Source organism: Muricoccus vinaceus (genome assembly GCF_042433125.1).
Classification (GTDB): Bacteria; Pseudomonadota; Alphaproteobacteria; order Acetobacterales; family Acetobacteraceae; genus Roseomonas; species Roseomonas vinacea.
Genome location: NZ_JBHLVZ010000090.1, coordinates 1 through 10,650 on the forward strand (window position 1 = coordinate 1; position 10,650 = coordinate 10,650).

General features: G+C 61.2%; 7 protein-coding genes and 3 pseudogenes. 5 read left to right on the plus strand and 5 right to left on the minus strand.

The window, feature by feature from the left end; all coding sequences use genetic code 11:
• From ACFFIC_RS26245 to ACFFIC_RS26255, 3 genes are all read left to right on the plus strand, one after another.
• The coding region (locus ACFFIC_RS26245; protein ID WP_377055999.1) for a potassium channel family protein at positions 1-353 on the plus strand (353 nt) is incomplete at its 5' end.
• A 122-nt stretch (positions 354-475) separates the two neighbouring features.
• On the plus strand, positions 476-1,441 hold the full coding sequence (locus tag ACFFIC_RS26250) for an IS5 family transposase (protein WP_377056001.1): 966 nt from the start codon (positions 476-478) through the stop codon (positions 1,439-1,441).
• Between the two features lie 338 nt (positions 1,442-1,779).
• Positions 1,780-2,496 (plus strand): phosphatase PAP2 family protein, encoded by a 717-nt coding sequence (locus tag ACFFIC_RS26255; protein WP_377056003.1) that lies wholly within the window; start codon positions 1,780-1,782, stop codon positions 2,494-2,496.
• A gap of 145 nt (positions 2,497-2,641) precedes the next feature.
• On the opposite strand, the pseudogene ACFFIC_RS26260 reads toward ACFFIC_RS26255, so the two are convergent.
• Positions 2,642-4,013: pseudogene (locus tag ACFFIC_RS26260) on the minus strand (IS5 family transposase).
• 101 nt (positions 4,014-4,114) lie between these two features.
• Here ACFFIC_RS26260 and ACFFIC_RS26265 point away from each other — a divergent pair.
• On the plus strand, positions 4,115-4,711 hold the full coding sequence (locus ACFFIC_RS26265) for a DDE-type integrase/transposase/recombinase (RefSeq protein WP_377056005.1): 597 nt from the start codon (positions 4,115-4,117) through the stop codon (positions 4,709-4,711).
• Between the two features lie 171 nt (positions 4,712-4,882).
• Here the strand turns inward: ACFFIC_RS26265 and ACFFIC_RS26270 are convergent, their stop codons facing one another.
• Positions 4,883-6,175 carry an IS110 family RNA-guided transposase gene (locus ACFFIC_RS26270; protein WP_377056007.1) on the minus strand — a complete coding sequence of 431 codons (1,293 nt, stop codon included), beginning with the start codon at positions 6,173-6,175 and terminating at the stop codon, positions 4,883-4,885.
• Positions 6,176-6,294: 119 nt separating this feature from the next.
• Between ACFFIC_RS26270 and ACFFIC_RS26275 the strand changes: the two are divergent.
• Positions 6,295-6,606: pseudogene (locus ACFFIC_RS26275) on the plus strand (integrase core domain-containing protein); the annotation flags it as partial.
• Between the two features lie 270 nt (positions 6,607-6,876).
• On the opposite strand, the gene ACFFIC_RS26280 reads toward ACFFIC_RS26275, so the two are convergent.
• The 3 genes and pseudogenes from ACFFIC_RS26280 to ACFFIC_RS26290 all read right to left on the minus strand — a co-directional run.
• Positions 6,877-8,031 (minus strand): acyltransferase family protein, encoded by a 1,155-nt coding sequence (locus tag ACFFIC_RS26280; protein ID WP_377056009.1) that lies wholly within the window; start codon positions 8,029-8,031, stop codon positions 6,877-6,879.
• The gene (locus ACFFIC_RS26285; protein ID WP_377056011.1) at positions 8,031-9,077 is read right to left on the minus strand and encodes a hypothetical protein; all 1,047 of its coding nucleotides are present in this window, start codon (positions 9,075-9,077) and stop codon (positions 8,031-8,033) included. The genes ACFFIC_RS26280 and ACFFIC_RS26285 overlap by 1 nt, the downstream gene beginning before the upstream one ends.
• Positions 9,078-10,650 (minus strand): annotated as a pseudogene (locus ACFFIC_RS26290) (hypothetical protein); the annotation flags it as partial.

The following is a 10,650-nucleotide window of genomic DNA, read 5'->3' on the forward strand; positions in this document are numbered from 1 at the left end:
CCGCAAATCGCGGCATGAATGCTTTGAGAGCAGGCCTCCGTCGGCGAGGGCTGGGATACGTTGTTGCGCTTACCGCTCTGGTAAGTTTGCTCGGCGCCGCTGGAATGTATGCCTTTGAACGAGCTCCTGAAGTGGAGGGCGGCTTCGGCAGCTTCGGTGACGCGTTGTGGTGGACAGCGATGCTGATGACCACCATGGGATCTGACTTCTGGCCGCGCACCGCTGAGGGAAGAGTTCTTTGCCTGTTGCTCGCTACCTACGCCTTCGCCGTGTTCGGCTACATCACCGCAGCCTTCGCCAGCTTCTTTGTTGGTCGCGACGCAGCGTCTCGGCTGCAAGGGAACGATGGCTAGTGGGGTACCAGCCATGTAGCTTTTCAGGTCCATATCGGGCGTGTTGCATCGATCGGTCCGGAGATCCGCCCGAGGTGGGATGGTAAGGGACGATGCCCTGCCATCCTCGACGGGCGCCAGGCTTGCCTTCCAAGGCGAATGCCGACCGCCGTCACCGCATTCCGAAGCAGCGGTTCCGAACGACGAACTGGAGTGAGTACGATGTCGTTCTCCGTGGGCGCTGCAGTCTGACGATTTGGTTCACGGACGCGGCGATCTCAGCTTGGAAGGTGGAGCCCCGGACCACGCGCGGCGGGCAGCCGCTTTATTCAGCCCGGGCGATCACCACGGCTCTGATCCTGCGCGCGGTGTTTCGCCTGGCTCTCCGCCAGACCGAGGGCCTGATCGGCTCCATTCTTTCCCTGCTCGGTCTCAAAATGGTCGTGCCGGACCACTCCACCCTCAGCCGCCGGGCCGAGACACTGAGGATGCCACGATATTACCCCATTAGCCGCCCTGTGCACCTGCTGGTGGACAGCACCGGGCTGCGGCTATGCGGGCCTGGCGAGTGGCTGGTCGAGAAGTACGGGAGCAGGACGCGCCGGTTGTGGCGCAAGCTGCATATCGGTGTGGACGCCGACACCGGGCAGATCGTCGCGTCATCATCGACGGCGAGCGACGTCGATGACGCCTCCCAGGTCGGCCCCTTGCTTGATCAGGTCGCGGGCCTGATCGCCGCCTTCACGGCCGATGGTGCCTACGATCAGGACGGCGTCTATGGCGAGGTCGCCGCACGGCACCCCGGCGCTGCCGTGGCCGTCCCACTCCGGTCCAGCGCCGTGCCAAGTGCCATGGCCGAGACGGCGCCAACCCAACGCGACCAGCACCCGCAGACCATTGCTGAGCGCGGATGCATGGGCTGGCAGAAGGCCTCGGGCTACAATTGGCGCGCCCTGGTTGAGACGGATATCGCGCGTGTCAAGCGGGTCATTGGCGGCGGACTGCGCTCGCGCACGGGCGGGCGCTGGGCGACGGAGGTGGCCATTGCGGTCGGTGCGCTGAACCGCATGCTTGAGCTTGGACGGCCGGAGTATGTCCGGCTCGCGTAATCGCAGAGCTGCCAATGGTGCTCATCTGCCTTTAAGCTGGTCCATGCAACGCAGTCGCCGGGTGGAACACAAGGGCAGGGAGCGGTTCCTCCTCGGTGAGTCGCGGGCGGGCTTGGCTGGCGTTGATCCAGATCAACTGCGACCCTCGCCCGGCGCTCAGTCGCGCCCCTAGGTTCCGACCTGACGATCTCCGGCGCGGTCTGCCACGCGCCGCTTGGTCCCGCCGCCAGCCGTCCCTCCATGGAGGCGGTAAGCTGGAGCAAGGCTGAGGCAAAGGGGCTGCGGCCCCAGGACCGCTCTCTTGGCATTGCATACATAAAAGTGTCACACCCGCGCGAATGCACAGCCTTGATGCCACGATCCTCCTCCACCTCAACAGCTGGGTGGGTACGAGTTGGACCTTTGACTTTGTTCTCCTCCACTTGATTGGTTCGCCGCTCCTGAAGGGCGGGGTGCTCGTCGCGCTGCTCTGGTGCGCCTGGGAGCGCGGCGGCGCGCGGCAGCCCGCGCCGGAGATCGTCCGGACCCTGGCCGGGACCCTCGTCGCCGTTGTTCTGGCGCGCGGCATGCAGAACCTCCTCCCCCCCCGGCCGAGACCCCTGCACACCCCCGAGCTCCTGGAGAGCGGCTTCGAGCTGGCCCATAATCTTCCATCCGAACTCCTGCGCGAGTGGAGCTCCTTTCCCAGCGATCATGCGGTGCTGTTCTTCGCGGTGGCGACGGCGGTGTTCCTGGGGCATCGCGCCCTCGGTGCCGTAGCCTTCGCCTGGGCGCTGATCGTCACCTGCATGCCGCGCGTGTATTTCGGCCTGCACTACCCATCCGACATCCTGGCCGGCGCCGTGCTGGGCATCGTTGTCATGGCCGCCATGGCACGCCTGCCCATTCCAGAGCGCACGGGCCGGACGATCTCACATCTGGCCGAAACCCACCGGGGCTGGTTCTACGCGTTGCTTTTCCTGCTCACCTACCAAATCGCCACCCTTTTCGCCGATGCGCGGGAGCTGGTGAAAACCGTCCACGACGTGGTGGTCTTCGCCGCGTCCCGCCTTTAGCGACGCAGGCCCCGTCCCTTGCGTATTCCGATGAAACCAGCCGGCGCTTCCGATCGAAACCAGCCACCCGGTCCGAGTGAAGTCAGCCGGGCAATCCGGTGATCCCAGCCGGGTAGCGGTGCGGTTCGCGAGCGGGTGGATTGGCCTACGTGGTCGGCCTTGAATAACCTCTTCCGGCTGTCTGGATCGTAACCGGCTGGTAGTCCCGCTGACCCGTTGCGTGAATGAGGGCGCCAAGGAGGGCGAGCAAAAGGGCCCTGAGGTGGGCGAGGATCTTGCGGATGTTGTGTCCGCAGCCGCGGAGCACGGCGTAGAGGGCGTCACCGATGGTGCCCTTGAGGGCGCAGCGGGCGAGGCGTCCGTCAGATTTCATGTGGCCGATCTCGGGCTCGATGGCGCTGCGGCGGCGCAGGAGCTTGCGCAGGGGTGGCGTGAGGCCGCGGCGCGTGCCGCTGACAAGCCCCGTCGTGCCGCGGGCGCCATGGCCACGGTAGCCGCGGTCGACCACGGCGAGGCTGGGGCATGGCCCGGTGAGGGTCTCCACCAGCTGGAGGGCATCGGGGAGGGTGTGCCCGTCGTAGGGGTTGCCGGGCATGGAGCGCATGCCGACGACAAAGCCGCCGGTGAGCGTGGTGGCGATGCTGACCTTGGACCCAAACTCATAGCGGATGCGGGCCTTGCCCTTGGAGATGCAATCCAGCTCGGGCTCGTGCAGGGCGTAGATCTTGCCCGCGCTCCTGGGCGTCTGCCGCAGCAGGCGGGTGACAAGGGTCATGCGTTGCTCGATCCGCGTCCGCAGCCCTCCCTCGGGGACGGCGCCGAGCTTGCGGGCGATATCGCGAAGGACGCGTCCCGTGTAGCCCTTGAGCGTGCGCAGCGCCTTGCGCATGCGCCGGAACTGTCGGGCATGGGCGTGACGCCCTGCCTGGGCTGCCAGGCGCGGAGCCTTGCGATTGTAGTTTTGCCGCAGGCGGATCCCAGCCTTTCCAGCCAGCGCCACTAGGGAGCAACGGGCCCTCTCGTAGAGCTTGCTATCGGTCGGATGCGCGATGGCCTTCTCCATCACGGTGGTGTCCACCGCAATCTCAGCCAAGCTGCGTTCCGACACGGCCCCCGCGGCGCGCCCCGCCTCGATGGTCTTGGTTAGCAGCCACTCCACGCCCTCCTCGCCGATGCGCCCGCGCCAGCGGCTGAGCGAGGACGGGTGAATGGGCTGACGGTGCTGGAAGAAGACCTCACCGGTGAAGTGCTGGAAGTACGGGTTCTCTACCCAGCGGGCGAGCACTGCCTCGTCGGAGAGGTTGAAGGTGTGCTGCAGGTACATCAGCCCCGCCACCAGGCGCGGATGGGTGGCGGGCCGCCCCTCACCAGCAGGGAAGAAGCCGGCCCACTCTCGCTCGAACCAGGACCAGTGACCAAAGCGGCCAGCCGGACCAGTTCGTGCCGACCATTGATCATCTCGGCCAGGCGTGGTCGCAGCAGGTCGGCCTGTTCCGGAGGGCGGGACGATGCTTCATGCCCGCAAGATTCGCAGGATTACCGCATGGTTCCAACTGAACCCTGCAATTCCGGAACGCCAAACCCACCAACTCTCCCAAGCAAATCAGCATCCGAGAGGTTGTTCAGGCCCGACTACGTGACGGCGAGCCACGGCTTCAGCGAACGGCGGGCCTGTGCCATGACACGCCAGCACCGCTCGACGCAGCGCAAGCCGAGCACGCGGGATCCGCGGCTCGAGATCCGGCAACGGATGCACGAGATCGCCCGGGTGAGGATCCGCTACGGCCACCGGCGGCTCCACGTGATGCTGCGGCGAGACGGTTGGGAGGTGGGCAAGAACCTCGTGTGGCAGCTCTACCGCGGCGAGGAGGGGCTGGCGCTGCGCAGCAAGCGGCCAAAGCGTCGCAAGATGGTGGTGCAGCGGGAGACGCGCTGTGTTCCGACGCGGCCGAACGAGGCCTGGAGCCTCGACTTCATCCAGGATGGGTTAAGCAACGGGCAGAAGTTCCGGGCCCTGACGGTTGTCGACGTGTTCAGCCGCGAAGGTCTAGCCATCGAGGCGGGCCAGCGGCTGCGGGGCGAGCACGTGGTCGAGGTTGTGAACCGCCTTGTGCAGGAACGCGGGGCGCCGAGGTACCTGTTTGCGGACAACGTCCTAGAACGGGAAGGCGTGGGACGCTTTGGCCAACAAGTCTCCATCGCCAGTTTGCACTGACGTCAGAACGCGCAGCAACACAAAACCAGGTGGCCTCCACCGCGATGGGGGAGCTCTCGACCATAGCAAACACAGGGTCCGTCGGCGGCCCCCACGTCCTTGTAGAGACCGCCGCGGCCCTCACCGTCCTCGAGACGAGATGCAGACCCAGGTGGAAGACCCGAACATTATCTACAGGGTCGCGGATGCGCCCTCACGGCTCCGATAGAGAGGGGTTCTTCCACCTGGCACCGGCCCCTCGACGAAGGGCCGGTAGTCGACGCCGCTCTTGATGATCGCGTGCACCACGCGGGCCATCTTGGCGGTGATGGCTGTGAACGCCTTGCGCCGAAGGTCCGGATCGTCCCGGTCCTTGGCGACGTAGCGCTCGAACTTGGCGCGGAAGCCGTTCTCCCGCTGGCGGATGGCGACCTGGGCGGCCATCCAGAGCGTCCGGCGCAGACGGGCATTGCCGCGCTTGGAGAGCTTGGTCTTGCCGCGGAATTGGCCGGACTGGTGGGTGGCGAGGTCGAGGCCGCAGAACTTCAGGAACTGACGGTGATGTCCGAACCGGCGCAGGTCACCCGCCTCGGCCAGGATGGCCAGTGCGTTGATCGGCCCGATGCCCGGCACCTGCTGCAGGCGGCGGAAGTCGGCATGCTCGCCCAGCAGCTCGCCGGCGAGCCGCTCGATGATGTCGCGCTGCTGGATCAAGTGGCGCGCCTCGGCGATCACGAGGCGGAACATGGTGATGGCAGGCGCCTCGGGCGGAGTCGGCAGGGCGATGGAATTCTGAGCGGTCTCGTAGATGTCGCCGAGCAGCCGCGCCTTGGCGACCTTGCGGCCGGCGAGGTCCCAGGCAGCGGCGACAAAGGCCTCCTTGCTGAGAGCGGTGATGCTGGCCGGCACGGGGAAGCGCTCGAGGAGGGCGAAGAACCAGTCGCTGCGAGTGTTGTTCCGGAAGCGGTCGACCTCGGGAGAGTAGAGCGGCAGGTAGTGGGTCTGGATGCGGTGGAGCGCCTCGGTCTTGGCCTTGGACACCACCTCGTGGGTCATCGACAGCTCCTGGATGTCGTTGATCCCGTGCTCCAGCGGATCGTGGTAAGGCTTGGCCGCCCCGATCCGCAGCATGTGCAGGATGACCTGGGCGTCCTTGGGATCATTCTTGTCCCAGCCGTTGTGGAGCGCCTCCCTGGTGCGGGCCAGGGCAACTGAGGAGATCAGCCGCACGTCGAAGCCGGCCTGCACCAGCTGCCAGGCGAGTGGGCGGTGGTAGTGGCCGGTCGGCTCCAGGCCGACGGTCACCGGGCGCTCCAACGCCTGCAGCTCGGCCACCAGCCGGTCGTGCTCGGCGCGGGTGTTGGTCACCGTCATCCTGCGGCGCCGCCGGGCCTCGGGCAGCTCGATCAGCACCTCGTTCCTGAGCTTGGCGACATCGATGGCGACAAGGACAGCAGTGGGGGGTGTAGGCTGAGACCTGGTCATGGCCGGTCGGCTCCTCTCCGTGTGGCTGGACACCATCACTGTGGAGGCTCGCTGGCCGGTCGTGGCCGCCTTTGAACCAGGTCAGACCCAGATCCGGTTCAACCTTCCCGATGTGCTACGGCGCGGAGTTCACCGGCCGGCTCGTCGATCTCTGGGCCTACCATCACGGCACCCGGATCGACTTCTCCCGGCTGGGCAAGCCGACGGACAACGCCTCCATCGAGACCTTCAACGGCTCGTTGCGGAACGAGTGCCTGAACCTGCACTGGTTCGGGACGCTGGCCGAGGCACGGCGGGAAATTGAGGCTTGGCGCCGCGACTACAATGAGGGCCGTCCTCACATGGCTCTTGGCCAGAGGACGCCGCAGGAATATCGTTCTCTGGCAGGCCCTTCAGGGCTGTCGGAGGGCTCCGTAGCCGCCGAAGGATAACACTGAATCTGGACCACCAAACCCAAGCGCCCACTATAATGCTGCACTGATTTTTCGTCCGCACCACTCGATGGGGGCTGGTCACGCAGCGCTACTTCACCGACGTGCTGACCTGCCTCGTCAGCGGCTGGCCGAACAGCCGCATCGACGAGCTCATGCAGTGGTGCTCGGCGGCAAGGGCCTATAAGCTCCACTTACAGACAGGGCGGCTCCCACCGGATGAATACGAACCAGCGTAGTGGTAGCATTCAGGCCCCCTTGTTGACTGCCCTATAGAGAACGGTTGCCTGAGATTGCGAAACGCTGAAGGAGTGGTCGCTCAAAACAATGCCATGAGATCATGGCAAGGATGATGGTGAGAGTAACTACATATGGAAGCGCATCCGGCGCCGAGAGCCAAGTTACTCTCTTGAGAGACAGGATCACCGGAAGGTGCCAAAGGTAGATCCCGTATGAAATGGTTCCGAGATAACGAACCGGCCCTGTGAAGCGCACAAGCAAGGGCTTAGAACTTAAAATCACTGCAGCCAGCACGCACAAGGCCCAACTTACGGCCATGAGTGTGCGGAATGTCGTAACCATAGTGAGCGAATTCCAAAAACTAGCATTCCTCCAATAAACAGTTAGCATCACCCACAACATGGCAGCGGCCACAAGGGGCAATATCCAGGACTTCCACTTCATGTTGGAAAGCAGTTCGCCTCCACGTTCGCTACGAATCAGCTTTGCGAGCAAAGCGCCGATCGCAAACTCATCGAGCATGCCGGGGAGCTGTGTACTTGCAACCACGAGTGGAAAATTGCCCCAAGTTCCACTTGTATCAACAAGCATGAAGGCAGTGCCTCGCCAAACCCAGGCAAGAAAAACGCCGGTCAATGAGATCACGCACCAATGAGTGTGAGCTATCCAAGGGGCAATGAAAAGAATTAGCAGATAAAATTGCATCTCGGTTCCGATTGACCAATTCACTCCATTTATGCTGCCCCAATGCTCCAAAAATAGATTATGGAGAAAAAACAAGTGGCTCGCCATGTGCGCCCAAAAGCCGTTCACAAAAAGAAAATCCGGCACAATGAAAATGATAAAAACCAGGCACGTGAGGTAATGCAACGGCAAGATTCGGATGAGCCGCTGCTGGACGAACTGACTCCTGAAGATAGCCAGTTCCCTACCATCCAGTCGGTTGAGCGCAGAAAGAGTTATTACGAAACCAGAGATGACAAAGAACAGATCCACGCCCATCCAACCTATGCGGAACCAGACCAGCCCGCCTTGGGTTGGAAACTCCTTCCACCCAAAATGCTCGATTGTATGGTAGATTACGACGGAGATCGCCGCAAAGCCCCGGAGCACGTCGATCATTGGAAATGACGTCAAGTGGGTGGGCAGCACACCCGTTCGTTCGTCAACCTGTTTCTTGTTCATCAACGCAGGTTCAATGGCATGCCATGTTCATTAAACCAATCGAGATATCCGTAGCCGGATGTGCTGAACGGATTAGGGAAGGCATGCTGAAGGTCCTCGCGGTGCCGATAGAGCAAACGATGATTTGGCAAAATAACCTGCCCATTATCGAAGCGACCGAATTTCCACCATTTCGGCGGCAGGCCGGCAACAGAATGAGCCACTAGCCGCTGCCTATACCATTTTAACAACTCGAAGACGCCAATCTGACCGTGAGAGTATCGCTCAAGCATTACTTCACCAACTGAATTCACCTTTGTGAAATGAAAGAAACGCAGTACGCTGCCGCCGGCAAGAATGGTACCTTGCTCGTCAAAGGTGATCAGACGGTGATTTAAATTCCAACTCGCTACATTGTAGCCAGGATCGCGGAGGATATAAACGCCGTCGAAAAAACAAGGGGCCAAGTCGCACCAGCGCTGATCGGTGAACAGCCCTTCCTCAATGGCTTCATAACAATATTTCAGCAGACGGTCTCGCCACCATTCCGAGAAGCGCCGTCCCTCCTTGCTGTTCCTCACGGCCAGGAAACCAAGATTGTAGATGCCGTGCTTCAGCGTGCCAATCTCATTGTCCGTTATGGCCGTGTGAATTTTTTCGGGCATTACAACATGGGGCGTCAGGACAACGTTATGAGTGTCCAGAAGATCTAGTACTGGCGAGAGTGTCCCGAAAACGGCAATGTCCGGATCGAGGTAAATAACGTTGTCTGCGCCTTGCTCAAGAAGATGCAGCAGCATCTGTCCCTTAACGGCCGTACAAAGTTCGACGACATTGTGTTTAAAGATCCAAGATTGAAGGTCGGCAATACCAAGATCTTTAATCCAAAGAACTCGATCGAACATTTCCTGAGCAGGGTCAAAATCGAATCCGTCCGGCTCTTCGTCTGATATGCCTAGCCAGAAGGTCCAGTCAGGGTGGAAGCGCTTAACCGCCTCCACCAACACTCGGGCTCGGTCAAGGTAACTAAAAGAAACGCTAGTGAAACAGTGAACGTTCTTGCTCATTTAGGCCTCCGCGAGATTCTGCACGGCAGCTTGGTTTTGGAGGATGTACTCCGCTAGCGGCGCCTCGATGATTAGTTTTCCGCGCTTTCGACCTGGCGCGCAGGCGAGAGCGATCAGATCCCCGTTTGCGAGGAGTTCGTGGAGTTCCTCAGATGTATCCAAGGCCGTCCCTTGTCGCTCGCCCTCAGCACGAATGCCTGGCCATACGTTGCCTGCTTGCGTGCGGGTCACTATGTACGCGCCCGCTGCCATTGCTTCATAGGCTGTGAAGCAAAAGGTCTCAGGCCAAAGGGACCAAATGACAGCAACATCGATCCGCTGTTCCCGGAGTGTGCGCACCATGGCCATGCGATCGCCCGGAAGAACGGAGACCGGCACATGCGTGATCCCTGGTTGACCCATAGAGCGGGCGCTCAGCTGTACGAATTGATAGCGCCCGTCATTCCTGAAATCCTTGGCGAGAGATGCAAAGGTATTCCAGCCCTTAAGATGAGCCGGCGTGCCTACGAAGCCAATACGTAGTGGCACTTCGCCAGTGATCACACCATGGGAAGGCTCGACGGCTTCGTCCAGCTCTACCTTAGCCAATCTTGCAGGCAGAATATCAAGTGACACGAAGGGGCTTCGTGCTTCCCATATGTCTCGGGTTGATTGCGAGTAAATTACCAGCGTAGGCCGTACTTCTGCAAGAAAGGCGGAAATACGGCGTAGATGCTCCTTACGCTCCTCACCATAGCAACACACCAGGCACGATCCGGCTTCCACATCAGGAGAGTTGCAGTAGGTCACATCGTTTCGGAGTAGCGTGTAGCTGATGCAGAATGAGAAAAAATCGTGTACGAAGGCGAATACGCGGTCCGGTAGGAGAGCTGCCACAAGTTCTGCCACGTCTTCTGGGCGATGTCCGAGAAGGTGATGCACGATGACGTTGAAGACCGGCCAGGACTGCCGGACCGGTCTGAGCGCGGCGACCAAATCAGAAAATCGGACGAAGCCAAGCTTCTTCTCGTTCAATCGAATGCCGACGATCAGGTCTCCCGCCCCGCTCGGGGCAAGGGTGGGTAAGGGGTGAGCCGGGTAGATATGTAGGTAGTGGAATGTCGCATCGACGAGCTTGCGCATTTCGTCGCCAATTATGTTCTGTGTGCCGCCGATACTCGCGAAATAGTCGTCGTGGCTGATAGAGACGACGAAACCCACTCCACCTTTCCTGGACGCTTCCAAAAGCGTCTTGCTCAACTCCTGCTGCGTCAGGTTGGCAGAAATCGTGTCAGCCAACCGCCAACTTTGTGCTCGCACGCTGGGGGGAATTGCGTGCTCCAGCAGGTCACGATCCGCATTCGGAGCATAGAGCAACGACTGGCCTTCTGTAGCTCCGCATTGGACATAATGCAGAAACGGGTTGATGCCTGCCATTCGGACATCATCATGAAGCTTGAGGTAACGCTCAGTCCGAAAACTTTTTGAAGGGTTACGTCCCTCTTTCCAGCCGTCCTGCATGTAGTGAAGGAACGGATCTATGCGCGCCTCTCGAACATCCGGGTAGCTTTCGAGGTAAAACTCGGCGTCGAAC